This is a genomic window from Halobaculum halobium (assembly GCF_030127145.1).
GTDB lineage: Archaea > Halobacteriota > Halobacteria > Halobacteriales > Haloferacaceae > Halobaculum > Halobaculum halobium.
Genome location: NZ_CP126160.1, coordinates 9665 through 35420, shown reverse-complemented (window position 1 = coordinate 35420; position 25756 = coordinate 9665). Strand labels below are relative to the sequence as shown.

Genomic DNA, 25756 nt, shown 5'->3' with positions numbered 1-25756 from the left:
CCGGTCAAGGATGACCGAACATTCGTTTGATCTGCGTATGTTTGTGTCATAGTGAGCTGTTCGAGGCATCGAAGTCATCGAGTTCTGCATCCAAGACTGCGTCAAGTTCTCTCAGGAATTCCTGCGGCTCAGAGAATGCTTTGTAAACGGAGACAAATCGAATGTAGGCTACCTTATCGAGCGTGCGGAGGTTCTCAGAGACGAGTTCGCCGATGAGACTCGAAGAGACGATACGTGCCTCTCGACCTTGCAGTTCGCTCTCGATATCGTCGACGAGAGCAGTCACTGTTGTCTCGGCCACATCGCGCTTCTCAACGGCTCGCTCGATCCCTGCGCGGAGTTTCTGTCGGTCGAACGATTCGATGGTTCCGTCGCGTTTTTTCACCTGGAGTGACTCCCACTCTGGACGTTCGTAGGTCGTAAAGCGGAACGAACAGCGTTGACATTCGCGGCGCCGTCGGACGGAGGTTCCGTCGGCACTAGTCCCTGTATCGATGACGCGTGTTCGCTCGTTCCCGCAATCCGGGCAGTTCATAGTTGTCACTACTTAATCCTCCAGGGTCTTAACCCCAGATGTGGGGGCTCTCGATTTCGACCGCAATATCTGGTGGTGAGGACTGTCACATAAAACTTACCCAATTGAATTGATGTAGTACAACTAAACTTGAATAGTGGGCGCGGAAAATTGGGATCATATGCATTGAGTGACCCAGTCTCAACTATTGCTCTCCATCCCCTCACATAGCGATTAGTATTCTATCTGTAGTTATCGATTTTACACCAGTTAGCGGCTGCGAGTCTGAACAAGGAAATCGTACTTCCTATTACTGTTAACCAACGAAACCCGGAGCCACCTGCAGAGATGTTGGTTAATCGACGCCGAGCACTGGGGCTACTCGAGACTGGGGCCGTAGCGAGCCGAGCCACACACCCGACACTCCCAGATCGGTTGCCCCGTCCACGCTTCATCCGGGACCGACTCGTGGGTCTTGAACCGATGGTCGGTCGCCTGTCCACAGCTTTGACAGTCGAGTTCCTGCGTCGTCGGTACCGACGACACCTGGCGATCAGCCCCAGCTTCGCCGGCGGATTCGGTCAGCGTCATCGCTGGAACCAGCCACACCGCGTCGTCGGCGTCGTCGAGGACCGCGTCGAGACGCGACGTGGCGAGGATGCCGTCCCCACGCTGGTCGTATAGCCGCGTCGGGGCCTGTTCCTGACGCTCCGACGCTTCCTGCCCGTGCCACCCAGCCCGGTCACGGGCGGCACTGAGAAGCCGCTCTCCCTCCGCTGACGACACCTGTACGGCGTCGGGAAGTGAGGGCCATTGCTCGGCCAGCTGGCGCGCCGGCGCCTCGTCGAGATCGTAGATGAGCGTATAGTCGTCGACGGCCGGCTCCGCCTCGTTAGCGGAGAGGAGGTTCGCCGCCGCGCCGCCCTTCGCCACGGCGCCGTAGAACGTGGTCGACTCGACGACCAGGTGGACGATGCCGAGGCACGTCGTCGACGCTGCCTCGTCCGTGCTAGTGGCGTCACTTCCGAGATGGTTGGTGAGACAGAACCGGCATTTCGTCTGGCCGTCTGGGACTGAGGCCCCACAGGACCGGCACTCGCCGTCGGTGGCCGTCGGCGCATCAGGGTAGCCACCAGCGTTCGTCGCGACGCGTTGCCGCCGGGGGGCACCCTCACAGCCGTCGTCCAGCCTCGTGTCCGGAATGGGGGACGCCTCGCCAGTCGGCCGCAGTTCCTCAAAGTCGGAGTAACGACCGTTCATAGAGCAGTCTACAGAGAACATGGCTCGTCTTCGTGTTTAAATCGTAACGTGGATAGACCGATGTGCAGTACAGACCGAGAGACAGTGGACTGCGTCAGGCGACCCGTTCCTCCAACGTATCCCGGTGTGCCCGAACAGTCGCCTTCGAGGCGTTCGCTACGTCCGCGGCCTCGGATTGCGTCAACCATCGGCCCTCTTCGCGACCGGCCTTGTAGAGGCAGGCCGCTGCGAACCCGGCCGGATGGACGCCCGTCGTGACGCCGCGCCCCTCGGCCTGCTCCGCGAGGGCTCGGGCCCGCTGTCGGATTTCGTCCGGACACTCGAGGTCCGAGGCGAGGCGCGGCACGAACATGCTGGGGGAGACGGGCTCAGCGGGGAGGCCCAGCTCCTCGTTCAACGTTTTGTACGCGTTCGTGACTCGTGACTCCGCGACGCGGGCCATCTCGCTGACGTCGTCCACCAACCGCGAGCGGCCGTTGCACCGGCAGGCCCCGTAGACGCTGGCCGCGGCGATGGCCTCGATGGATCTGCCACGAAGCAGATCCTCGTTCTGGGCGCTCCGGAAGAGCTGACACGCCTGGTCGCGGACCGAATCAGAGAGTTCGAGCGCACTCGCCAACCGACGCACCTCGCCCAGTCCGTGTGCGAGATTCCGTTCCGCTTTCGACCGCCAGCGACCGCGAGTCTGCTCACGGCGCATCCGCGCGAGTCGCCGTCGCTTCTGCCCAGAGATCTCGTTCCCCTTCGCGTCGGTGCCGCGACCGATCTCCGTCGACAGGCCGCGATCGTGGCGGGCCGCAGTAAGTGGGGCGCCCGTTCGCTCGCGCTCCTCGTCGTCGTACGCCCGCCACTCCGGCCCGTGATCGATGCGCTGTTCGTCGACGACCAGGCCACAGTCCTCGCAGACCGTTTCGACCGCGTTCGTGGTGACCCGACCGTCGCACTCGGGACACTGGTTCGCACTCGATTCCGTTCGGACGTCTTCGTCGAATCCGCTCTCGTAGATGTCTCTGGTTGCCATCGTTCTTACCGTGTTTCGGGAACTCGCCAGTACAGCGAGCCCCTCACCCATTGAGGGGACAATAGACTCTCTGCAGGACTGTAACCCCTTCCGGGGGACCGATGCCGCCAAATCCTTATTAACTGTAAATGGGTACTACCCGGTACAAGAATGCCTCTCTGCCCTGATTGTCGAGATGACGCGATGACAGGCCTGATCCAGAACGCAGAACAGGTGTGTGACGAGTGCGGAGAGACGTTCTAAAACGATGCCGTTGTGCCCTGACTGTAAAGACGGAGCACTGACCCACAGCGCCGAGCTTGGGGACGGAGAAGAGAAAGACAAACGAACTTGCGACGAATGCGGAGAAACCTTCTAACGACATAGCCATGCCTGTATGCCCAAAGTGCAAGGACGAGTCAAGTTTCAGCACCCTCAAGAAAAACAAGGGAGACCGCATCTGTGATGAGTGTGGCAGAGAATTTTGAATGACCGACGACGAGGGCAGCGACGAAGAAGATGGCAGCAGTGATGTAGATCTGTCTCAACTGGCCCTCGAAGAAATCCGGCTCCGATACCAGGAAGAATCAGACCGGCGAACTTCAGTCGAATCCAAGATCGGTACCGTACTGACCGTTGACGCAATCATCGTCTCCGTAGTCAGTATCTTCTCCAGCCTCAACATTCTGCACTACGCGGCGATGGCGGTCGCACTGATCTCAGTGGTCAACGGAATCTCAGCTCTCTGGGTCCGGGACTACCACAGACCAGGACTGGATGAAGAAGATTATCTGCAGTACATCGATAATCCGCCGGAACCGGTTCGACGTGAACTCGTCAAATCCTACCTCACGGTGATCACAGGCAACGAGGAAACTGATGACCCGGAGATGTTCTTCAAAGGAAACCGGACTAGAAACGACGAGAAAATGGCGAAACTGGACCAGTGCTTGAAATTGACCGCTGTATCCTTGACGTTGATACTATTACATCCTATCCCGGGAATAATACAGAGTACTGGGCTATTGGAGTATCTAATTTGAGGGATAGGCAGTGACCTTGGTGGCTTCAATGTTCAACACTCGCGTCGGTTTCTGCTAATTTCCAGCAATTGGTTGGCGAGGATATTCAGCCAAACGTTGATATCCACTGATTCTGAAATCTTCGACAACGTGACTCAGCTATGGCCGGTGCAACAATCAACTCGGTACTCGTAAAAACCGCTCCTTCAGAACTCGAAGATGACGACAACCTAGGATACGAGTTGCAGAAAGTCAGAGACGACTACGAACACGCCATCATCATCCAGGAAACGGAAATGCGGAACGCAAGAGGTAGACGATACACACTGGTCAGCAGTGGCCGAGTCTTCCCCGAAGACGTCCAGGCCACGATCAAACCGTACCTCGACCGGGCTGAATTCGATCATCATCTCAATCCGGGAACCTCCGACACTGTCGAAGAACAGGAAGTACGTGTCATGGTCGAAGCAGCGGACGGAGAAGACTATCATATCCAGAAGCTCGACGAAGAACGGTACTACGTATCCCGCGAGAACAAACCGGTAAAACCGCCGCACGCCGTCAACCAGAAAGCAGGACAGGTGTTCCCTGACTACGAACCAATGCTGTAACCCATATTAGCACAGATCACGTCTCGGCTACCTTCTCTATAATCAGCTCTTGCCTCTCTACCGTGGTTTTCTTCTGACCTTCCGTTATCTCTGTCTCGTCTAACAGGGTTTCTGCCGTCCCTGGGTCACCCTGTTCCCGGTAGAAATCGGCGGCGTCCTTGACGTACTCCTACAGACAGGCTCCGTATATACGATTACTCCACCAACAGATGGTCTACTCACTCTGCGGAATTGTGAGGGGAAATGGCTTAGTGGAAATATTCTCCATTCGTTGATAATGGGTTCAGAGACCTCTTTTGAGGACCGTGCGAAACGGTTCATAAGTAGGACGCCAGGAGATCACGATCACGACCAGACGATACAGTTCATCAGCGAGATATTCAGAATAGAAAGCCAGCTAATTGCCTTAGAGAAGCGGTTGGACAATCTCAGTGCCGGAGTCTGGAGCAGCGAGCTCGCCAGAATAAATGACGAACTCTCGGCTCTCTCCTCTGACTTCTTTGAAGTACAGCGTGTGATCTCGTCGCCGGAAGACCATCTACACGAGCTTATTGATATACCTCGAGACGAGGTAAGTGAGAAAGCGGTCAGCGAGATACTGACCCAGCTCGGCTGGGAATGGTTCCCCAGAGAACTGAACAGGGTGTATTCCGTTCAGGAACGGGTCTACAGGAAGGCCGATGCGAAAAGCCAGCAGATGCTGACCAACCGGATCATCCTCCTGTCCTTCCTGGCGTTCGTTATCTCTGCATCCACCTTCGCCATCCAGTACATATAGATCAGAGAGATCGAATTGGAACCGTTTCTCCACCTGCACAATTATCTTTCTTCAATAGAAACGCACTTGACAGTCAATGAAAGCCGTATTTCAGGGAGAATTTCACATCTCTTCTACGGACAGAGAATCACTTGACTCGCACTTAGACGCTGATGCAGATGCATTGTTCGTGGAACAGAGAGAAGACCGTGTCAGCCCGGACAACTGGTCAATCGGCTACCTCTCCTTCCTGATCGGGGCTCTCACACTGTACTGGCTGCAAGCAGCGCTCTACGAGGGGCCGGACATCAAAGAGAAAGCAGAGATCCCTGTCTACGACGAAATCGACACCGATCTCCCAGAACTGTACCCCCGATTTCCTAAAAGCTGGATACTTGGCTCAGGGGTGATCTCCGGCTTAGTCTTCGCTGCCGGATTGTTCGTCCCCGTATATCCGTTTCCATTTATTGATGCTCCAGCGGTTGCCTCCCTCACATTCACGGCAGTGGTCAAACCAATGATGGTGATCGGGGCACCGCTTTTGTTCTCTTTCTTCTTGATCATCCTCGAGGAACGACGGCTTGGAACCCGTGACCAAGATATGGTGGAGGAAATCCACAGAAGCTCCAAAGAAAACGGGTACGATACTGTTGTAGTCTCCTGCGGTGATGCACACCTCGACAGTCTTCCGAACTTGTTAGAGGAGAAAGGGTGGGAGACAGAAGTTAACGAGTCCGACCACAGCTGGGCAGCCAAAATCTGGCGCTGGTAACCCTAAGTTTAGTTCTCATACCAAGCATCTCAGAAAGGACTCTCGACCTCGTCAAATTGAACGACTATCTCTTCCGATTTTAATTTCTCAACCACATCTGCTTCGGAGATATCACCGGCTTCCAATCCACGAAGCATCTTAAACAACTCCAGCGAGGTAACCACTTGTAAACCGTTCCTATCCAGCATACCATACCGCTCTTGATCTAACTGGAACTCTCGCTCATTCGGCTCAGTTAGCCGACGATGGTTCATCACTAACAATCCCGTCACATCCCTTTCAAACTCGTCTCCATCTCTATCCACCCATTTAATCAGCTGAGAAATATTCTCCTCAGAAACATCTCCTTCCTGCCCTTTGATCTCCAGTAGGATTACGCGGTCATCCAATTCAATAGAACCGTCACGTCGATTTTTTACCTCTCCACCAACAGTCAACCCAGCATCCTTGAACGCCGAACGAACCGCATTTTCAAGCTCATCATCATACTCCCAGAGAAGATCCTTCCTCAGCCGTTCCTCCTCAAGTTCATCTTCAGCTCCCGAATCTTCCCCAGTAATTCCTTTTCTCGAGGTGCAGCGTACTCGCTCAACCAATCCGGATGTCGACCTACCGTCTCCAGATCAACCTCAGGATAGAAATTGTCCACCACTTTTTCTGCAACATCATCGAAGCTATGACCTGTCTTCACCAGCGGAAGAAGATACACTGTTCCCTGATTAGACTCAGAGCCAGTGGGGAGCATCCCTCCCTTGCTTTTTACCATGATTTCCGCAGCTAACGCCTCACCATATCGATTGCTAACTAAGGAGTGGAACTGGTATTCAACGCTATCCTCATCGGGGATATGGTTCTTAAAAGAAATTTCCCAGCTAAATTGGCCGTCAAAGTACCATTTCCAGCCATCGTCGATACTCCCCTCGTCAACTGATTTTCCAGGCTCATCACTCACTTCCAGCCCGAATGGAAGCCACGAAAACAAATTGAGAATAGGCGTTCCTGGGCGTATCAACGCATCATCGGGTATCGGTTCCTCCGGTTCCCACTCTTGATCTTCCGAAGGCTTCACTGATGTAGTGGTTGGAAGACAAACAATCAGGTCCCCTCCAGATGTTAGAAGCCTCAGAACGTCTTTAGGATTCGGGAGATTGTACTGGCGTTTGTACCCAGCCGGAACGTAGGAATGTAGGAACTCATCCTTTCGCTTCTCCAAGTCCAGAAGGTCAACAAATACAACCTCGTAGTCTTTGATATTCGTCGTTTCATTCCAATCAACATAATCCGCAAACTCGAGTTCAGTACCAAGCGATAGGAGTTCAGACATTCTCTTGTTGACCGCTTTATCCTCTAATCCAATATACTTCTCCCAACTGGGTGACTGCCTATCCGATTGCCATTCAGTCAGCTACTCGTTCAACACCCGCCGGCTACGAGATTCACCGTATATCGAGTCGGAGCGGTGATGCCCGCTCCCAGAGATGATGGTGTTCGGCACACACCGTAACGAGGTTATCCAGCCGGTTGGCCCGCTCGAAATCCACCTCACTCTCGTCGTCGCCGAAGGCGCTTAGCGGTCGGATATGATGTACGTGGAGTCCTCTCGTGAATGTCTCGAGATGCGCCTCCTGCGTCCACTCACAGTCCGGCGTTTGACAGGTATAGTTGTCGCGTTCAAGCGCTTTCTGACGTTGTTCATTCCAGTTGTCCCCGTACTCGCGCCACTCGTGGACTGGCTGTTCTTTCCAGTTGTGATGGTCTGGGCCGGCTGGACGGCCGACCGGTTCGTAGCCCGCTGCTCGGATCGCAGCTTGCCAGCCCTCCCAGCGAGTAAAGTAGGGTCGATGCGAGAACTCTCCGTGGTCTTTCATCTCCTGCGCTGTGGGGATCTTCCCTAGTTCGTCGGCAAGCCGATGGATCTCTTCGAGTAATTCTGCATCCGAAATCCGATGCCGATGGTTGGGGTCGTACCCAGCTGCCTCCAGCGCTTCGTTCCAGCTCCCGAAGCGATTCTGCGCGATTGTGACCGTGAACTCGCCCTCCGAGCGCATGTCGGCCGCCGTTGGCGGCGTCCCGTCCTCCGTTGCGAGCCGTCTAATTTCGTCGAGGAGTGCGTCTTCGGACACTCGGTGTTGTTTCACCGGTTCGTATCCCGCTTCCTGGAGTGCCTCTGCCCAGCTGCCGAATCTATTTTTGTACGTTCCAGCTGAATACGCCCCTAGCTCATTCATCTCTGTGGCTGTTGGGGAACGGCCCAGCTCGTTTACGAGACGGTCGACCTCGGCCAGTAACTGGGTGTCTGAGATGCGGCGGCTGTGGCTACTGTTGTGGCCGCCCAGCGCGTCCTTGGTGTCGAAGGACTTTCCACAGACATCGCAGGTTAGCTCACGTTCACCCGTCATCTGTCCTACCCGGAGCGCTCGTACGCCCGCACCCTTCTGGGGGCCAGATAAACTCGCCCGAGTCGCACACTCCTTCCCCCGGTTTGCCGGATAAATGTTGGACTGGTGAGCGAGGTCGTGGCTGCGCGCGCAGCGAAGCGAGCACGGAGCGGAGGGTGGGGAGGTGGGGTCTGGGCCGGTCCGGCACACAGCAAAAAAGAAGGTTGTCTCAACTGCCTATTCTTCCCACCACCGACCGCGCCCCGGGAACTCGATCCGCGACCACCCGGTCAGCGCGATTGAGCACCGGCCTTCGTACCAGTTTTTGGCTGCTGCCCGGAACCGCACCTTTTGACCTTCACGCACCACCGTCTGCCCGGATTTCTCCCAGCAGGTGAACTTGATTTTCCCGCTATCATCCGCTATCAGCCCGACTTGCTGGATGCTTGAGGAGGAAGGCTCCCAGAGGGTCTCGATTGTTCCTTCGACCGTCACCTCACCAACCGGGACGTCCGGCACGTCCGCGATGGGCACGATCGCCCCCGGCGCCGCCTTCAGCTCCTCGAGGGTTTCCAGCACCGCCTTCGTGACGTCCCGACCGCGCTGCACCTTCTCGGCCAACTGCTTCGCGACGACCGATCTCGACCAGCCGCCCTGCACTTCGTCGCTGATCCGCATGGCTTGCTCGTTGACCTCTGCGAGCTCCTCTTGCGTCAGCTTTTCTCGGGGATCCGTACGCTCCGCCGGCGCCGGCTCGTCACGGCCACACTGCTCGCTGACGACCTCTCGCGTGCGCTGCTCGCGACCGTCCTGTGTTCCCAGCTCGGCCTGGGCACTGATGCGCTCCAGTTCGGCTTCCCGCGCCCGAATACGCTCCTCCTGTTCGAGGGTGACACCGTGAATCCGGTCCTCGCTCGTGTCCGCGATCCCATCCGGGTGGTTCGCATCGACCTTGGCCTGCGTCTCCTGCTCGACTGCCGCCTCGAACTCTGGCGTCTCGTCGACGACCGGGAAGCCGTCCTCATCGACCGCCTGCTCGTCCGCTTTTTCGAATGCCTGTTCATCCACCGTAACGACCTTGCTACCAGAGCTGTTACTTGACATTGGTCTCACCAAAGACCGAAGGCGCTCACGCGCCGACACCGCGATGCTCCTACATCGCGGTTTTCCGACGACAACGACCGACAGAACCATCTGCGCGCTCTCGCTCGCGCCTTCGCGAGCGCCCTACCGGGCGCGAGCGAGAGCGCGCCTGCATGAGGTGGCCCCAACCAGCACCGCGCGCCGACCCGCCCGGAGCGAGCGGCCAGCGGAGTAAGCGTGGGGGTGAGCAGCCACGCCGCGCAACCCCTCGCGCTTACCCGCTGGCGCCGAGGGCACATTTACTTTAGCCCGGAACGGGCGCGGGCGGTGCAGAGAGCGCCCGCACGCCCGGAATGGTCGGTCGCGAGCGACGCGGAGGGCGGCAGCGGCGAGCGGGGCGAGCCGTCACGTACGCACCCGTTCAGCCGGCTACGTCGCTCGGTGGGCCATCCACTGTCCTGGCGGACTCAAAAGGGCGAGGCCGCCTCGGCCGTCCCCCGACCCCGCAAGCACCGCAGGGACGAGGCGCGCAGCGGTGGTCGCGGGACGTCGAGCGGCCGAGGGCTTTCAGGAACGATTCCTATCTCGGACCCGCACGTCGTTATTCGCCGACGGACTGCGATTCGTCCTCGACGATGACGTCCACACCGTCCGGTGATACATCGAGTGGGATCCCCTCGACAGTGAACTGAACGGTGATGTTCTCATCGGCGGAGGCGATCACCTGTTCGAGCGCATCGGGGTCGACGTAATCGTGGAGCTGGTAGGAATCGTCCTCGAGTCCACACGTCTCCAGCGTCTCAATAATCTCTACGAGAAGGTCATTCGATCCGCCCGAACTGTCCGATGGAGGGGAATGCATCTGAACGCTCGGGAGTTAGGGTGGCAGGCGTTTAAAACGTAAGGAGTCAACTGTAGAAGCGCTACGCTTCGTCACTTGACTTAGCGCGTTCGGGATAGCGTCGGCGCAACCAGAAGCGATTATGCGCTTTGACGCCGACTGGATGTCTCGCGCTGATGACCGCATTCTGAGCATCTCTCTGAAGCCGGCCCCGATACCCCAAAGGAAATGGCAGACAGCGATCGAGTTCGCTTCTCCCGCCAACACATCAATGCCCGCTGCAAGACGCTGGTCGAATACGGCCTCCTCGTCCACCTCGGCAACGGCGTCTACGATATCACGAGAACGGGAGAGCAGTATCTCGCCGGCGACCTCGACGCTCGTGACCTTGACTCCGAATAGCGTCAGCTGTCGCCGGCGACCAGGTCCTCGATGAACCGGAAGCCGTTCACGAACGTCACCGAGTCACCGTAGCCCTCGCTCGCGAGCACGGTTTCGGCCCCTTCGCCGGCCGCGATATCGGTCGTGTAGATGTACGCCTCGGTCGCCGTTCCCGCGCTGAGATGCTGGGCAGCGAGGGCGGCGAGGGCGGCGTCGGCACGCTCGACCTCGTCGGCAGGGCGGTCGTCGGCGTTCGCGATGTACCGCTGGACGCCGTCCATCACCCGCGAGACGACCGGTTCGGAGAACTCGAGCGGCGCCGCAACCGTCACCCAGCCCTCGTCGATCGCGGTGTCGACGGGCGGGTTTTCGACATCCGGATCGTCGATAGTCAGCTCCTCGTACACCCGTTCGGGCAGGACGAAGGTAACGTCGTTCCAGCGAGCGAACCGCCGAACGGCCTGGTACCGACTGTTCGAGGGCTGTCCCATCGCGACGAATAGGCCGGTGTCGGCGATGTGGAGCCGGCTCACGCGTCGTCAGCGCCGTCGCCGTCGTCGATGTCCAACTCGTCGAGTCCCGTCCCTGACTCCTCGATGTCGTAGTGCTCGTGGACGACGGGCCGGAGCGCCTGGAGGATCATCTCCGCAGCCAACGGCGAGATGTCCAGATCCTCCGCCATCAGCCGGTGGGTCACCTCGCCGCGCTCGCGGGCGACCGCGTAGGTGAGCGCGGTCGCGAGGCCGGCGACGCCGTGGCGGTCGATGTAGGTGTCGATGTCGGCGTCCGTCTCGCGGCGGCCGACGGCGTCGATGAGCGCCGGCGTGATCGTGTACTCGCGGTCACCGGCGGCCGTCGTCACGGTCAGGTCGATCTCCCGGGCGGCGTACCGGCGTGGCTGCTCGTCGTCGGTGACGTCGACGACGCCGGCGTCGACGAGCCGGTTGACGTAACTGTAGGCGGTCCCCTGGGCGAGCTCGAGGTCGTCCATTACGTCTTGGACGGTCGCCTCGCCCTCCCGAGCGAGGTACGCGTACAGCTGAGCCAGCTGTGGCTCTTCGAGGAGATCCGCGACCGAGAGGAAGTCCTGGACGATGTCGCCGTCGGCGCAGTTTGAGGTGCGTGACACGATCCGTTCTTGATTACAGTTTACAGCGAATCAGTAAAGAGTGTTTGGGTCACTCCGGCGGCGTTGCGACGAGATGCTCCTCGAGGTCGCGCGTCCAGTACGTCGCGAGCCCGCCCGGACTACAGCGGGCGCACAGCTGTACCGGGCCTTCTAGATGCCCGAGTTCGACCCGGAACCGCGTGAGCGCTGCGAGCGTGTCGACGACCAGCCCACAGCCGTCACAGGCGACGTGATCGCGCTCGTCGGGATCCGGCTCCGTCTGAATCGCGCAGTCGACGCAGATCGGGTGGGTGACCCGTTCGTCCTGCCCCCAAGTATGCGCCTCGCCAGTCTCGGTACCAGGCGGTGCGTCGCAGAACGCACAGCCAACGAGGGTTTGCTGCATCACTCGCCCTCCCCGTCGGCGTCGCGGCCGGCCGTCCAGCCACGGTGGAAGACGGCCAGCTGTGTCATCGAGTCGAACGTGGTGCCGCTCGGCTCGTGAACCAGAACTTGGTCTTCAGGAACCGGAGTGACGACGTCCGCGTCGACGAGGTCGCTGACCAGGCGCTGGGCCGTCGTGTCGTCGATGTCCGCCGTGTCGACGCTGGTGGCGTCGCGGTCCTGGGCGAGCTGTTCTTTCTCGAACCGTTCGTAGTCGCGACTCGTGTCGTCGTGCGGATCGGGACCAGGCATGGTGAGTCACGCAGCGCACACTGTCGCGCGCTGCACGCCTTCCGGCGCCGATAAACAGTCAAGACGGACAGCTTCAGTCCGGTCTGGGGTCGCGATAGCCGATGACGGCGACGTCGTCGATGAACAGGACGCCCTTCATGAAGTCGAGCTTGGTCAGGCTATGCTGGTAGAGGTTATGCCGGCCGAGATAGTTCACCGGCACCACCAGACAGCCGAACTCGATCTTCGGCCGGCCGTCCTTCTGGGTGCGGTACCCCTTTTGGAACTTCAGGAGGTCGTCGCTGACGTTCTTCCGCTTGCTCTTCTCGACCTCGATGGCGATGCGGGCGTCGGCGTCGTAGAGGTCGACGCTGTAGTTAAACCCCTGATGCGACCAGAGCTTGCAGTTCGGGTTGTAGCCGCCGGTGGCGTCCCCTTCGTACTCGTACTGCGAGAGCCCGTCGGCGATCGCGGCATCGAACCCACCGACCTCTGTGTGTTTCGTCGAGCCGTCGAAGACGCTTGCTGGGACGGCCTCGACAGCCGACCGAATCGACGCCAACGAATCATCCGGAAACGCCTCGGACGAGGTTTGGGTACGGCGTTCGCTCAGTTTGGTGAGCTCCTCGACGACGACCATACTCGCTCTCGACGAATAGTGGCCCGATAAAACCCGTCGCGACGGCCATTCGAGCCGACCGGTCGCCAGGATTCACTCACTCGAGGAGTCGGGCGGTGGGTGGGGGCGAGGGAGTGGATCCAGCCCCAGCGTTAACCAACACTGTGCCGGTATCGGTTCCGCGTGTTGGTTAAGGCTAGCTGCTACGGCGTTCGGAGCTCTCGAACTGGCTTCACGACGAAGGTGTCTGGCTCGCTGGCTGCTCTCTCACCTGCCCCCTCTGCCGGCGTTGAGGCCGACCGCGTGAGCTGGGTGATGAGCTCGTCGCGAACGGTTCGTCGAGGGACAGTGGTCTCGTGCCAGCCAAGCCGGTCGTCGAAGTGCCGTTTCTGGAACTGCTCGCCGACGTCGTCGGCAGCGACGTACTGCGTCCGCGTCGACCGCCCGAACTGGCGGGAGACGAAGACGGCGCCCACAGCCTCGTGTGTGAGCTCGACGAGGGCACACTCCACGAGGGCGACGACCGACGCGTGATCCCGGTCGGTCGGAACCGCCATCTCGAGGTCCGCCCACGGCGCCTCATCGTCGGAGGTAGTTCCTGCATGATCCGCTGCTCGTTCCCTGCTGCGTTGTTCCGAAGCCATCGTCTATCGGGGGCACGTGATGCGCCCCGCCACCCCCTCGCGGGGGCAACAGACACCACCGAAACGCACCCTGTCAACCAATGCGCTAAATCTGATAATTCCGTAATTCCGCTACCCCTGTGATGGGCCCCTCGGCCTGAGAGAGCCGGCGGCCTTCGCACACTGCATATCGCCTCTTTCTTTGGACGAAAACCGCGATATGCAAGACAATATGACGCCCTCAAATCGAAGAAGAACCCCGTCGGGCCGATTTGAGGCGGTAGAAGATACCTCGACGAGTTCCGGAGTAATGCCGTAATCTCAAAAATTGCTCGACGGCAGGGTAACGAAGGTGATTACGGCCGTATCTGGATAACTTGGAACCGTTGCTTCACCTGGACTGAACCTCTCAAAACCCTCCGACTCGGCACTTCGAATTGTGGAATATCCCCGATTCCCTCGATTTCGGCTGTGTCAGACGCTGACAATTGCTCGACGGGGTTATAGTGGATCTGTTTCTACTACACAGGAAATTCTTATAATTCATCTGTTTTGATGGGTTTCAGCTGACGTGCTGAACACGGGGCGCGTATCTTGCTTGATGTTCCATCTGATTGTCGCTGGATAGACGGCTGTGCAAATACTTACAGTTAATAAACCTCGAGAACCACTCCCTGGAAAATGGCGGAATTATTTATATTCACACTTTTCGCCACCATTGTCGCCATCTACAGCGTTCTACCGCGTTATCGACAGCTCCGAGTTACCTATACACTCTGGAACAAACCTTTTGCAGCCCTTCTCACAGCTCTCGGACTGACCGTTCTGCGAGCTACGCCGGAAGCATCTACTTACAGAACACCGACAATACCACACTTTGGAGCCTGACTACCTCTTACACACAATCCCCTATCGAAATCACTGCTCTCGAAATCGAATTCATCCAGTTAGCTGCGGCCATCACGATCATGGGCATATTCCTCGGAGTCTTCCTAAGCAAAAGCGTGCGTATTCGCAACGAACAAATGCTCTTATCCACACTTCGAGACCTCTACAACCGGGGCGAATACGCTACGCTCGTGGAAGTGCTTCGGGACAACTATACACCCCTTATCGACCACCCGAAGAAACCCACTCCACCGAGTGAACAACAATGGCGAGACATCGATATTACAGTCACACACACCCTTATCGAGACTGAAGAAGAAGCAGAAGAACTCGATGACTCTTCGCCTTTGATCAAATATGTAGAGGAAGATAACGCAGAGCAAACTGCTCGTGAGCGTGTACGAGACAGCTTTGAACTGAAGCGTCGGCAAGCAACATACTACCTCGCAGCGCTACGGTACCGGCTTGCAGACTCGGCAGAAGGCGCCTCCAGTTACACAGAAACTCTGCTGTTGGACCCTGAATTCGGCGCTAAACACCCAATTCTTGACCCTGGGCTCGGGATTGACATCATCTTAGACACCGACCTCGACGGGTTTCGGCGTCGAGACGTTACGCACCAGTACCTCACAACGCTCCTTCGAGAAGAAAACAGCTTGCTGTATCAAGAAATCTCGAATAATATGTCGATGGACGGGATCTACCGATATCGAGTTGATCCCGATAATCGGTTGTTGCATGCGTTGTTCTCGGATTGCTCTCGTGCTGAGGAATTAGATGCGTACAAGCCGGTCGGGGATACGGCCAAAGAGATGCTGCGCGATCAGGGAACGAAGGACTACGATAAGTACAACGCTCAGCGGTTGACATCCGTGAATCGCTCGAAGGACTACGTGTTTAACGACCCGCTCTTCATCGCCATCAGTTTCTTTGATATTATGGTGCGTGAGGCGTTCTACCAGCGAATTGACTGGCATATGTGGTTGTATTATTACGAATCGATGACGCGCCTAATGTGCGAGAACTACGAGAATACGGAGGAAACTGATCCAGATAGCGAATGGCCGAACGACTACTCCCGATTAATGTATGAGATGATCAGTAACATGGGAGATTTACTCCGGATTATGGAGCAGCTGGTTAAAAACGACGAGTATGATGTGAAGGATGAGGATGGTGACTTTGACGAATTCATAGCGCAGAATCGTATCGGCGAGATCGAGGTGGAACCATTCCTAAGTCGGCAGTAGAGATTATGTTGTCGTGTCACCAAGAGATTCTGACGACTGAAGAGATTCCACACCAGTTCAAGAAGTATATCACGGAAATCCTATTCACGAGGTGTAGCGACTTGAGAGAGTATGAAGAGGGATCATTGCCGTGGAAGTATAGTGAGTTCATGTTACGGCGTCTGGAGGCGATGATTGAGGGGCGCTTTGGGCCGGAATATCACCGGGAGCTGAGTTAGTGTACAACGATGGAGTTCGTCACGAAATTGTTGCAAAGGGGGCTACTGGTGGGTGGATTGTGGATGAATTGGACGAGCTGATCCAATCGTCATAAGTTGTTGCTGAGGGTAGTGTTTCTATCATCGACTGTATGATTATAGGACTATACCGGTGCGAAGCCAACGATAGACTGCTGCCATATCCCACTCTCTGAATCAGAATTGCTCAGTGGGGCCGGCGGACTCCTCCTCAACCTGCTCGTACATCTCATCCGGGAACGGGAGGCTGCCCCAGATCGAGTAGGGACACTGGTCCTGGCCGATACAGTAGCGCTGTAGATCGTCGTTATCGCAGTTCATCGGCAACGGCGTGTCGCCGTCGATCGTGTTCGAGAATTCGTAACGAACCTGGTACTCGGTCTCCTGCTCGTCGTACCACGGCCACCGGGAGAAGACGTCCTTGAGGTCCGCGACGATCTCGTCGAGGCTGCTGTCTTGGTAATGCGGCAGCCACATCACCATCCGCGCGAAGTTATAGAGGTCCTTCCGGACGGGCTTCTTCTCGTGTAGTCGCTCCTCCATATTCACCATACAGGGGAGTTCGAAGAGGTCCTCGATCTCTCGCACTTCGATCTGTTCGGCGCCGGTTCCGGCTCGCCCGATTCGGTACGTATTGACGCGCCCGTCGCGGTCGATCGTGACGGCCGAGTGGGACTCGTGGTCGGCCAGCGTCTTCGCGAGACTGCTCGGACTCGATATCCAGTCTGTTACTGAGGATTCCCAGTCATCCTCGGCATCGTACGCCGTAACCGCTCGATAGAGCTCTTTCGCCGTGTGGAACTCACCCTTTTGCGCCACGTCATTGGGCGCGTCACTCAGGGCCCGCCGGAGGACGCGAATCGTCCGTTCTCCACGGCCCCAGTTCCGCCAGATTCGCTCGTGATGGCCGGTCTCGAGGAAGCGGTCGATCCGCTCCGTAATCGCCGACTCGTTCGTGGTCAGCCACGATAGCTGGTCGTCGGAGAGTCCGTCTTCTTGCACCCGCAGGAGCTTCTTGAATGCCCGCTCAGCGTAGTCCCGATACTTGCTGTCGAAATCACCGACCGGGACGTACAGGTTGTTGTCCTTCACTCGCGTCAGTATCTCCCCGCCATCGTCACTCCCCGTCGATGACTCGCCCTCCGCTCGAACGAGACATTTGCGTGACGCCGCCGCCATCGGGATTTCGAGGTACAGGCCCTCCCCGAACTCCGGCATCTCTGTGATGCCCGTACAGACCCGACCCGGATGCGGGCCATCTTCACCGGGCTCCTTGCTGTACAGCACGTCGGCGATGTCCTGTTGGAGCGACCCATCGCCGTGGGCCCGAATGAGGGAGGCGAGATTGTTGACGTACAGCTCTCGGATGTCGTAGAGTACCTGAATGTTCCGTGGTGACGCGTGCTCGAACTTCGGGTTTTCTTTCACACAGATCGCACTCAGCGTCGCGAGCACGGCGAGCGTCCCCGGTTCGTCGACGAACGGCTCTTCGGCGGCGTCGACACGGACCTGCTCTTTGAACGCCGCCGTCCCGAACCGCTCGACGTCGTTCACGAGGTCCTCTGGTTGGTCCTCGCCGTCGACGACGTATCGGTTGTAGCCACGCGTAAACAGCTGGTTGATGCGGGTCTCACCGTACTCCAGCGGGAGTGCCGCAACCCGATACGCCATGTCCTCGTCGTCGGTGGGGGTACTCGGACTCATTCGTCGATCACCTCGGGTGTCGCCGACCGAACGTCGAACGCCGGACTCTCGATTGGTTGAACGATGCTACAGACGTCGGCGTGCAGCGAGTAGGGCAGGCGAGCGACACGCCGGCGGTCGGCCGTCACGACGGGATCGATCGGGATGTCGTACGTCTCTAGGAGGAGGTCGTTCAACACTTCGCGACTCTGCTCGTCGTATCGGTGCGCCGGGTCGGTATCCAGCAGGTAGACGTGGACACCCTGCCCGCTGTAGACGACCATCGTCTCCTCGGCGTCGAAATCGTCCTCGAAGATGTCGCGCACCTCGAACCCGTACTCGATGGCGCGGTCGACGTCTTCGAAGTCGTACGGATACCCCTCGGGAGCGGCGTCGAGGATACCCGCTGCGTCGAGGAGCGCATCGTCGTCCTGATCATCGACGGCCGCCGACACCATCTCGTCCGCTCGGTCTCGGGCGATCTCTTTCGCGTCGATGTCGACGAGGAGGACCCAGGGTCGTTCCCAGTGATCCAGCGCGTAGTAGACGGCGTCGGGACGTGGGTCCGGTTGTTCCAGCACCTCCGGATCAGCAAGCGCGAACTTGCTCCGCCCCAGCGGGTCGTTGCGAGCGGGGTGTCGAATGAAGTCGACGACGTCCTCGAAGTCGTTGAACTCGGATGTCGTTCGGTACCCCGACGGATCTGTCTGCCACGTATCCCGCCGGATGAAGTCCTTGGCCGGTACCTCGTCTTTGCGAACCGGGTGGGACTCTCGGAAGGCGATGGCGTACTGTTTCGGACCGTTCGCCGTGATGAATTCCGGCAGGTCGTCCAGATAGCGGGGAACTCCTCGGCGTAGTAGGCGTAAATCTCCTCGCGGGTCGCCTGTCGCCAGGTCATTGGTTGAGTTCTTGGTCGAGATTTTTGAAGCCCCGAACGGTGGTCAGGCCCGCAGCATCGAACTCGTCGACAGCGTCTCTGATGGTCGCGAACGACCGTGCCGCCCGCCCGCTGACCCGCTCGCCGATCCGATCGGCGTCGGCAAGGCTATCCAGGACGTCGAGCGCCGTCTCGCGATTGTTGAAGGCCCAGATTGCGTCGGCGTCCACCGCGCTGAGTTTGTCGTAATCCTCGACCGGGGCGTGCCGGTTGTTACTCGCGAGCTCTGCTTCGCCGGCCCAGACAAGCTCGCCGTCCTCGTCGAAGCCGGCCACGTCCAGTACCGTGCCGTCTTCGGTTTCGTAGTACGGCCCCACGCGACCGACGTCGTCCCGCTGCTGGAGCCACAGCTCGAGGAGCCGGACGCCAACCTTATGCGGCGTTTTCTCGCCGAGATCGCCCGCTCCTGGCCCCGCCTTCAATTCTCTCCCGAGGAGGTCTCGACCGTCTGGGAGGACGGTGTAGTACTTGCGCCCCGCCGCGGAGTCCGCTTCCAGGAGGTCCTGTTCCGTGAGCCGCTCCACATGGAGGTCGTCGTATTCGTCCTGAAGCTGGCTCATCCTGTCCAGTAGCGTGTACTCGTCGTCCTCTCGGTTCATCACGTCGAGGACCCGATTCAGGAATCGGACGTCGTCACGGCTGAGCCCGCGTTGTTGGAGTTCGTCATCGGGGACGGGCACGCTACTTTCCTGAACGGGTGTTGCCCCGTTCTCCGGCCCCGCTGCTTGGTCAGCAGCTGACTCCTTGTCCGTCTCGGTGGCCTGCCCGAACAGGGGGCTTATCCCTGACTCGTCTGCATCTGGGTCGCTGTCCGTCTCGACCTGGGTGGTCGACGTCGACGCGTCCTCGGTCGTCGAGTCGCTGATGAACGCGGATTGCGTCGGGTCGGTCGCTGCATCGCCGTCGGCAGCCGAGCCCGTCGTCTCGGCCCCCGAACTCCCCCAGCCGGTCTCCTCCGGAGTAGTGTTCGACTCAGTCGGCTCTGTCAGCCCGTACTGGGCCTGTGTTCGCTCGACCATCCGTGGCCGGGACACGGACTCGAAATGGTCTTCCTGGGACTCTGTGAGCGGCTGGTCGCTTTCTGGATGGCCCGGCGCAATCGGGAGCGGCTTCAGCGAAAACGGCGGCGGCCCAGTCTCGCCGAACGACGGACTGGGGAGCTGTGCGATCCACTCGCCACTTGGGAGCGTATTGATACGGTTGCGGAGTTCGGTCGGGCTGAGGTCCTCGTGGGCAAGGGACTCCGCGAGGTCGCGCTCGATCGAGATATTGCCGATGAGCTTCGTCTTGATGTTGTTCAGTACCTCGTCGTAGGCCCGCTCGTTCCGGTTCCGCACCTGTTCAGGGAACTGCATCACGAGCCCCATACTCAGCCCGAACGATCGGCCCTGCGGCAGTAGTTGCTCGGAGACGAGCTTCGTCGACGCGACCGGCGCCGCCTCCTCGATGATGAGGTTCGTGAGCTTCTCATAGTCGGTCTGATCGTCGCGCCGGCGCACCTGCACGGCGTCCCAGAGGTTGCTCAACAGTAGGAGTGTGATCGCTCGTTGGGCCTCCGGCCGCAGGTCGCCGAGGTCGAAGATGATGGTGGCGTCTTCATCGAGGAACTCGCGGAAGTCGAAGCGGTTGTCGACATACTCGCCGGCGTCATTCTGCTTGGGGACGTGGCTGAAGATCCGCCGAAGATGCGCGTCCTCTTTGAGCTTGTCGAGGCGGTTCCCGACGGCGTCCATCGACACCTGGAACTGGTGGTTGTCCTTCGCGAAGTGGCGCGTCAGTGATTCCTCGATGTTCTGGTTGTCCGCCGAGACCGGGGGAATCGTCTGGTCGCGCTGCATCCGGAGCGCGGCGGCGAAGAGGTCGTCCAGCCCGAACACATCGCTCCCGTATTCCTCGTCGAACAGCGCCTTGATCAGGTAGCTCAGAATCTCGTTCGCGACGAACGCCTGGCCGTACTGCTCGCGACCCATAATCATCCGAAGGATGTCGTGGAAGTGGTCGACTTTGTCCTGAATCGCGTCCTCCCGGTTGCGACCTGCTTCGAGCGCGGGGCGGATGTCGAAGAACGAGAACGCGGGGATGGTCTCTGGGACGCGGAAGTGGTAGACGTCGTCGAGGCCACCAAACCGTTCGTAGTGGCAGCGCAGGTAGTTCTCACACATTCCGTCCCCCTTCGGGTCGACGAGGACGACGGGGCCACCCGTCGACTCGCGGAGCGAGAGGGCGTCGTTGATGATGGCCTTCGACTTCCCGCCACCAGTCGACGCGAACCGCCCGTAATGCGTCGGCAACAGGTCCGGCGGAATCCGAATGGGATCCGGCCGTGGCTCACCGTTCTCGTCGAGCGCGTAGCCGATTGCCATCCCGTCTTGGAACTGCTGGATTAGATCCGGATTCGGCCACGGGAGCGGGTTCCGACTCTGCTGTTCGGCCCTCGTTCCTCGCGTCCCTTCGACGGTCAACTGTTCGGAGGAGGGGACGAGAACGAAGTTCGCGAGCTCCGTCCCACAGAGGACCAGCTCGGGGCGGGTCTTCCCCCGGCCCGTCGTCAACTCGCGATTGAGGAGGCGCTGGAGAGCGGCCCGTGCCTTCTTCTCCTTGGTTTTCTCACGGAAGCCGCTGTCTCGGAGGCGTTGTCCCTCGACCTCGTAGAACGGACCATCAAGCGGGTCGAACACCGGGAGGAGCGAGTCCATCCGACCATCGAGGTCGTCGCGGATGGTGTCGGTGGGGACGCCGACGGCCCGGATGTTGACCGTGAACGACCGTTTGGCGTTCTTCGCGTCGATGTACTCGATGCGCTTCTCGACGGCCTCGCTGAGCTGCCGGTCGTCCTGGTCGCTCCGTTGCTCCTCGACCTCGAGCAACGACCCGACGACTTCCTGGAAGAACGTATCCCGGCCGTCGACGAGGTCCTCTTTCCGTACCTCCGAGTCGGACTGCCAGCTAGCACGCCGTTGGAAGACGACTTGGAACGCGGTCGGCGCTGTCGCCTCCATCAAGTGGTCGATCAGCGACGCCAGCGCCGCGCCGGGCTCGTCGACGGACGAGAGATCGCCGTTCGTTTCCTCCGCTGTGAACGGCGTCAGCGAGGTCATCCAGTCCTGCTTCCGCGACGCGGAGCCACACCACCGGACACCGAGCGGCGAGACAGCGTCTTGTGCCGGGCGAGCTAGAATCGTTCCCGTCGGTGTCATCGTCGGCTTCTCGATGGCCCGTCGCTCTTCCTCGTCGTCTGGAAGTGCATCGGGCGGCGCTAGTTCGAGGGCTGAGCCCCCGACAGTAACGTGATGATCGGGGACGCTCGTGGTTGCCGAACCGCCGTCGACAACGGGGTCTGCTTCGGCTGCCTCGGAATCCACTGATTCCTCGTCGATATCGTACTGTTCTGCCGGGTCAAACTCGTACTGCAGCCGCCCGGCCTCGTAGTGGTCGACGAATTCCTGCGGTGTGAACTCGACTGGCTGAATGAGCCGGGCGGCGACGTCGACGTCGACGCGCTCGATGTCGAACGTGGCCGGATAGATGGATCGGAGGCGCTTCTCAAGCGTATCGAGGTGGGCGTCGGCCCCGTAGAAGAACTCCACCGGGTCGTCGGGTCCATCACTGATTGCGATGAACTCGAATCGGGGTGGTGTCTCACTGTGGAGTGGGTTCAGCTTCGCCCCGAGGCCCGACGAGCCGGGCGTGGTCAGTTTGTGGAGGCTGTCGAGGACTCGGGGGATGCTCTCCGGGTCAAGCCGCTCGGATGTCGGCGTGACGCGCAGGTACTCAGCCATCGTTGGTGTCCTCCGTAGTCCCGCCGTCTGGCTCAGCTTCGACGGCGTCTGATTCCTCGTTCAGTTCGCTCGTTTCGTTCGTTCCGTTCGTTGCTCGGTGTTCGAGCTCTTCCTGGAACTCCTCCATCTCGGTATCGACGGCGTCGTCGCCGGCGCCGGGCAGCGAGGACCGGATCTGTGAGGTCGGGTCGAAGTCGATGACCTGCTTCTCCTTGGGCATCGCTTTGACCTGGATACCGCGCCACTCGCCGTCGACGCCCACGAGGGCCTCGGAGAAGCCGGCGTCCTCGTTGCCCGGCACGGCGTCCTGGACGAACCGCATCTGCGCGTAGTTCAGCCCGAACTCGTCGGCCCACTCCTCGTCCATCCCGTCGAGGCGGTGGAACTGCTTGACTGCACACTGATCCAGGATCGCCTCGGATTCGGCGTGCTCGAAGAACTCGTCGACCGTCTGCGTGACCAGCCGGATCGAGAGGTCGTGGTGGCGGTGGTGACGGAACACCGTTTCAAGAAACGCCAGGCTCGCGGCGTCCTGCATGATGTACCGCGCCTCGTCGATGTAGAACACGACCTCCTTCTCCGAGACTTTCGCCCGCTCGTAGACGAGCGAGATGAGCAACTGCATCGTCAGCGCCGTGCTGCTGTCGACGCTGCCCTCCTGCTGGGCGAGATCGAGGTAGATAACCTTCTCGTCCCGAATGTCGAAGTCGGACTCTTGGCCGAGGTTGGCGTGCCGACCGTCGTCCTCGAAGGGGCGGAGCTGGTCGAGTAGCCACGTCGCGTCTTCCTTGATCTTCCCCGCCTCCTCGTCGGACCGGACGACGAACTCCTCGGGGTCGTCAACCATGTCCTCGAAGACGTCCATCATATCCTGAATCGTCGGGCTCGGGTTGCCGTGCGTCGAGATGTCGTCGGTAATCCCGTTTCGCTTGTACGCCCGCTTGAGCCCGAGTTCGAGTGTTGTCCGGCGGTCGCCCAGCGAGATGCCGCGGAGGGCGAAGAAGTTGGTGAGGAAGCTCATCGCGTCGTCGAGCTTCTCGTTGAACGGGCTGGCGTCCTCGCCCATCGCCCGCTGGACGTGCTCGGGCGTCTCCCGAATCTCCAAGGGGTTCAGCCCGAGCGTCCCGCCGACAGTGATGCGTTTGGCGTCGAGCGCTTCCGCGACGCCGGCCCAGTTGTTCAACGGCTCAAGGATAATGCCGATACGGTCCTTGCTCTGCTCGATCGAGCGGATGAAGTTCTGCTTCGAACTGAACGACTTCCCCGAACCGGTGTCCCCAACGGTGAACATTGCGTACCCGTTGTCCCGGGCGAACGGGTCAATGACCACCGGGCTCTGGTTGTCCTTGTGAATCCCGAACTCGACGCCGCCCTCCTCGAGAATCGTCGCGTTGTGCGGTGAGGAGAGCAACGCCCCGACGGCGCCGCCGAGTGCGATCGACGTCCGCCCGAACTCGTTGTCGCCGATGGGCGCGGCGGACTGGAGGGCGAGATCCTGCCGACAGATCGCCGTCTTCGGTGTGAGGTTCGCCGGATCGTCGCGGAGCGCGCTCTTGACCTTCTGGACGGCATCCCGGAGGTCCTCCTTCTCGTCGGCTCGTACCGTGATGAACATCCCCTGGTCGAAGACGTTCGCGCCATTCTCGACGGCCTTGTACGTCGCTGCGGCCTCGTTGGCGCGTTCCTGTAGGTAGGCACTCCGGACACTCTGTTCGAGGTCAGCATCCACCTGGAGGTCGTCAGCGATATCCTGCAGTTCGTTCCGCGCCCGCTCCTGGTTCTTCGGCGAGATGTGGGCCGTCAAATCGAACTGCACGTCGGTCATCTCGAAGAGCTCGGAGAGGTAGCCGTCGTTGGGGTAGTCCGGGTAATCAGCGATGTACAGCGTCGTCGTCCACTGCTCGCCGACCCGTGCCGCGCGCGTCTCCCACTCGATCGTCGCCGGCGCCGTCACCGTCTTGTGTGACTCGGCGATGTCGTCGAGGAGCTGGCGTTCGGCCGCGCCCTGTTCGATGGTTTCCTCGTCGAGCAGGTCCGAGAACTCGACCTCTTCCTCGTCGTCTTCGGTGTACCAGTCCCAGAGGAATTTCCCGCCGATCCCGACCAGTACCGCGAGTAGGATGTAGAGAGCCGCACCTTCAGCTGAGGTTGGGTTCGTGAGCCACTCTGTGAGCTGGCCGACGGCTCCGCTGCCCGTCTGGAGGACGAGGTTACGCATCGTGGTCATCCTCCCGGCGCGAATGACCGATGATGGGTTGTTCGCGAACGACGCTCTCTGCGGCGTCGTACTCGTGTTCGCGGCCGTTCCAGAAGTCCATATTCAACACGAAGAGCTCGACCGTGCTGAGCCGACGTGCGGACCAGCCAGACGCCTGCTGGATGAACTCCGACCGCACGTCGTTGACTCGGCTATCCAGTTTCTCGAACATCTGTGCGCGGCGCTCGACGTCGGTGAGGTCCTCGCGGCGGGTGACGAACGGGTTGAACAGGAACCCGATGACGGGGAACTGCGTCAGCTTCTCGGCCGGTGTCCCCTCGTCTCGGAAGCGGTCATAGACCTCCAGCGGGGTGACTTGGACGCCGATGTAGTACCGCATCTGCTGGATACCCCGTTCGCGCATCTCCTTCGGCCGCGTCTCCCGATACTCCTCGAGGAGTTCCCGGAAGATCGGATTTTCTTTGACGTCCTCGTCGTTCAGGCGATCTTCGATGTTCTCGGTAATCTGTTCGACCGGGAACGAGCGGGTCGTCGCGTGAAGTTTGAGTTTCGAATCCAGTTCCTTGTTGGCGAACTCTTCGCCGGCGTCTTGGAGCTGTGCCCAGTCGTCGGACATCGCGAAATCCATGTTGCCGGGGTCGATCTCGATGAACGCCTCCATCGTGCCGTCCGCGCGCTGGATCGCGCCAGCGCCCGGCCACGCCCGTTCGATGTTCGTGAGGTCCTGCGTCCGCTCGTCGGGCTTGAACGGCGTGTAGTTCGCGAGCCCGCCCTCGTTGCGCTCTGTCTCGTTGGTACTACTGTCGGCCTCCTCCGGGGCGCTGAACGTGATCTGGGGGCGCTTGACGTAGCGATAGACGTCTTTCGTCCACGTCCACGCGTTGAGGTGGTCGGGCGAGACGTAGACGATCGCGACGCCGAACCCGAAGCCACCTGCGACGAACGGCAGGGCGAGTGATTCGATGCCGGTGAGGCCGGCGATGAACAGGCCGACGATCGGGAAGGCGATCAGGACGCCGACGTCGCCTTCCTCGATGTTGAGGTAGGGGATGCGACTCTCCTCACCGAACTGGTCCATGATGCGCCGTGCGGCTGCGTCTTCGTCGATGGACATGGAT

General features: G+C 59.6%; 23 protein-coding genes and 2 pseudogenes. 6 read left to right on the top strand and 19 right to left on the bottom strand.

Annotated elements, in window-relative coordinates; all coding sequences use genetic code 11:
* Positions 1-46: 46 nt before the first annotated feature.
* The 3 genes from nrdR to P0Y41_RS17230 form a co-directional block, all read right to left on the bottom strand.
* Positions 47-535 carry a transcriptional regulator NrdR gene (gene nrdR, locus P0Y41_RS17240; RefSeq protein ID WP_137704849.1) on the bottom strand — a complete coding sequence of 163 codons (489 nt, stop codon included), beginning with the start codon at positions 533-535 and terminating at the stop codon, positions 47-49.
* Positions 536-892: 357 nt separating this feature from the next.
* Positions 893-1774, bottom strand: coding sequence for a biosurfactant protein 1 (locus tag P0Y41_RS17235; RefSeq protein ID WP_284063843.1), 882 nt, complete (start codon positions 1772-1774; stop codon positions 893-895).
* Positions 1775-1868: 94 nt separating this feature from the next.
* Complete coding sequence (locus P0Y41_RS17230; RefSeq protein ID WP_284063842.1) at positions 1869-2795, bottom strand: transcription initiation factor IIB; 927 nt, start codon at positions 2793-2795, stop codon at positions 1869-1871.
* Between the two features lie 467 nt (positions 2796-3262).
* Here P0Y41_RS17230 and P0Y41_RS17225 point away from each other — a divergent pair, with 467 nt between their 5' ends.
* The 4 genes from P0Y41_RS17225 (at position 3263) to P0Y41_RS17210 (ending at position 5936) form a co-directional block, all read left to right on the top strand.
* A complete protein-coding gene (locus P0Y41_RS17225; RefSeq protein ID WP_284063841.1) occupies positions 3263-3817 on the top strand; it encodes a hypothetical protein in 555 nt (184 codons plus the stop codon).
* A gap of 140 nt (positions 3818-3957) precedes the next feature.
* Entirely contained in the window at positions 3958-4407 is a 450-nt protein-coding gene (locus P0Y41_RS17220) for a hypothetical protein (RefSeq protein ID WP_282352360.1), read from the top strand.
* A gap of 277 nt (positions 4408-4684) precedes the next feature.
* Positions 4685-5185, top strand: a complete 501-nt coding sequence (locus tag P0Y41_RS17215; RefSeq protein WP_284063840.1) for a hypothetical protein — start codon at positions 4685-4687, stop codon at positions 5183-5185.
* Between the two features lie 76 nt (positions 5186-5261).
* The gene (locus P0Y41_RS17210) at positions 5262-5936 is read left to right on the top strand and encodes a hypothetical protein (protein ID WP_284063839.1); all 675 of its coding nucleotides are present in this window, start codon (positions 5262-5264) and stop codon (positions 5934-5936) included.
* Positions 5937-5965: 29 nt separating this feature from the next.
* On the opposite strand, the gene P0Y41_RS17205 is transcribed toward P0Y41_RS17210, so the two are convergent.
* The 5 genes from P0Y41_RS17205 to P0Y41_RS17185 all read right to left on the bottom strand — a co-directional run bounded on the left by P0Y41_RS17205 (position 5966) and on the right by P0Y41_RS17185 (position 10259).
* Complete coding sequence (locus P0Y41_RS17205; protein ID WP_284063867.1) at positions 5966-6532, bottom strand: hypothetical protein; 567 nt, start codon at positions 6530-6532, stop codon at positions 5966-5968.
* Entirely contained in the window at positions 6445-7260 is an 816-nt protein-coding gene (locus P0Y41_RS17200; RefSeq protein WP_284063866.1) for a hypothetical protein, read from the bottom strand. The genes P0Y41_RS17205 and P0Y41_RS17200 overlap by 88 nt, the downstream gene beginning before the upstream one ends.
* A 112-nt stretch (positions 7261-7372) precedes the next feature.
* Positions 7373-8335: a homing endonuclease associated repeat-containing protein gene (locus P0Y41_RS17195; RefSeq protein WP_284063837.1), complete on the bottom strand. Its 963-nt coding sequence runs from the start codon at positions 8333-8335 to the stop codon at positions 7373-7375.
* Positions 8336-8551: 216 nt separating this feature from the next.
* Positions 8552-9418: a DNA-binding protein gene (locus P0Y41_RS17190; protein ID WP_284063865.1), complete on the bottom strand. Its 867-nt coding sequence runs from the start codon at positions 9416-9418 to the stop codon at positions 8552-8554.
* 580 nt (positions 9419-9998) lie between these two features.
* Positions 9999-10259, bottom strand: a complete 261-nt coding sequence (locus tag P0Y41_RS17185) for a HalOD1 output domain-containing protein (protein WP_204749961.1) — start codon at positions 10257-10259, stop codon at positions 9999-10001.
* Between the two features lie 121 nt (positions 10260-10380).
* Between P0Y41_RS17185 and P0Y41_RS17180 the strand changes: the two are divergent.
* Positions 10381-10640: pseudogene (locus P0Y41_RS17180) on the top strand (MarR family transcriptional regulator).
* A gap of 2 nt (positions 10641-10642) precedes the next feature.
* Here P0Y41_RS17180 and P0Y41_RS17175 read toward each other — a convergent pair.
* From P0Y41_RS17175 to P0Y41_RS17150, 6 genes are all read right to left on the bottom strand, one after another.
* On the bottom strand, positions 10643-11152 hold the full coding sequence (locus tag P0Y41_RS17175; RefSeq protein WP_284063835.1) for a PIN domain-containing protein: 510 nt from the start codon (positions 11150-11152) through the stop codon (positions 10643-10645).
* Positions 11149-11748, bottom strand: coding sequence for a DUF7437 domain-containing protein (locus tag P0Y41_RS17170; RefSeq protein WP_284063834.1), 600 nt, complete (start codon positions 11746-11748; stop codon positions 11149-11151). The genes P0Y41_RS17175 and P0Y41_RS17170 overlap by 4 nt, the downstream gene beginning before the upstream one ends.
* Positions 11749-11797: 49 nt before the next feature.
* Complete coding sequence (locus P0Y41_RS17165) at positions 11798-12133, bottom strand: DUF7558 family protein (protein WP_284063833.1); 336 nt, start codon at positions 12131-12133, stop codon at positions 11798-11800.
* Complete coding sequence (locus tag P0Y41_RS17160; RefSeq protein WP_095637973.1) at positions 12133-12423, bottom strand: DUF8069 family protein; 291 nt, start codon at positions 12421-12423, stop codon at positions 12133-12135. The genes P0Y41_RS17165 and P0Y41_RS17160 overlap by 1 nt, the downstream gene beginning before the upstream one ends.
* A 73-nt stretch (positions 12424-12496) precedes the next feature.
* On the bottom strand, positions 12497-13042 hold the full coding sequence (locus P0Y41_RS17155; protein ID WP_284063832.1) for a hypothetical protein: 546 nt from the start codon (positions 13040-13042) through the stop codon (positions 12497-12499).
* Positions 13043-13224: 182 nt separating this feature from the next.
* Entirely contained in the window at positions 13225-13665 is a 441-nt protein-coding gene (locus P0Y41_RS17150; RefSeq protein ID WP_284063831.1) for a DUF8030 family protein, read from the bottom strand.
* Positions 13666-14612: 947 nt separating this feature from the next.
* Here P0Y41_RS17150 and P0Y41_RS17145 point away from each other — a divergent pair.
* A complete protein-coding gene (locus tag P0Y41_RS17145; RefSeq protein ID WP_284063864.1) occupies positions 14613-15782 on the top strand; it encodes a hypothetical protein in 1170 nt (389 codons plus the stop codon).
* Between the two features lie 413 nt (positions 15783-16195).
* Here the strand turns inward: P0Y41_RS17145 and P0Y41_RS17140 are convergent, their stop codons facing one another.
* The 5 genes and pseudogenes from P0Y41_RS17140 to P0Y41_RS17120 all read right to left on the bottom strand — a co-directional run bounded on the left by P0Y41_RS17140 (position 16196) and on the right by P0Y41_RS17120 (position 25752).
* Positions 16196-17722 (bottom strand): primase-associated protein, encoded by a 1527-nt coding sequence (locus P0Y41_RS17140; protein WP_284063829.1) that lies wholly within the window; start codon positions 17720-17722, stop codon positions 16196-16198.
* Positions 17719-18602: pseudogene (locus P0Y41_RS17135) on the bottom strand (bifunctional DNA primase/polymerase). The gene P0Y41_RS17140 and the pseudogene P0Y41_RS17135 overlap by 4 nt, the downstream one beginning before the upstream one ends.
* The gene (locus tag P0Y41_RS17130) at positions 18599-22420 is read right to left on the bottom strand and encodes an ATP-binding protein (RefSeq protein WP_284063827.1); all 3822 of its coding nucleotides are present in this window, start codon (positions 22418-22420) and stop codon (positions 18599-18601) included. The pseudogene P0Y41_RS17135 and the gene P0Y41_RS17130 overlap by 4 nt, the downstream one beginning before the upstream one ends.
* Positions 22413-24647, bottom strand: coding sequence for a VirB4 family type IV secretion system protein (locus P0Y41_RS17125; protein WP_284063826.1), 2235 nt, complete (start codon positions 24645-24647; stop codon positions 22413-22415). The genes P0Y41_RS17130 and P0Y41_RS17125 overlap by 8 nt, the downstream gene beginning before the upstream one ends.
* Positions 24631-25752, bottom strand: coding sequence for a TraC-like domain-containing protein (locus P0Y41_RS17120; RefSeq protein WP_284063825.1), 1122 nt, complete (start codon positions 25750-25752; stop codon positions 24631-24633). Before P0Y41_RS17120 ends, P0Y41_RS17125 begins: the two co-directional genes overlap by 17 nt.
* Between the last annotated feature and the right edge of the window lie 4 nt (positions 25753-25756).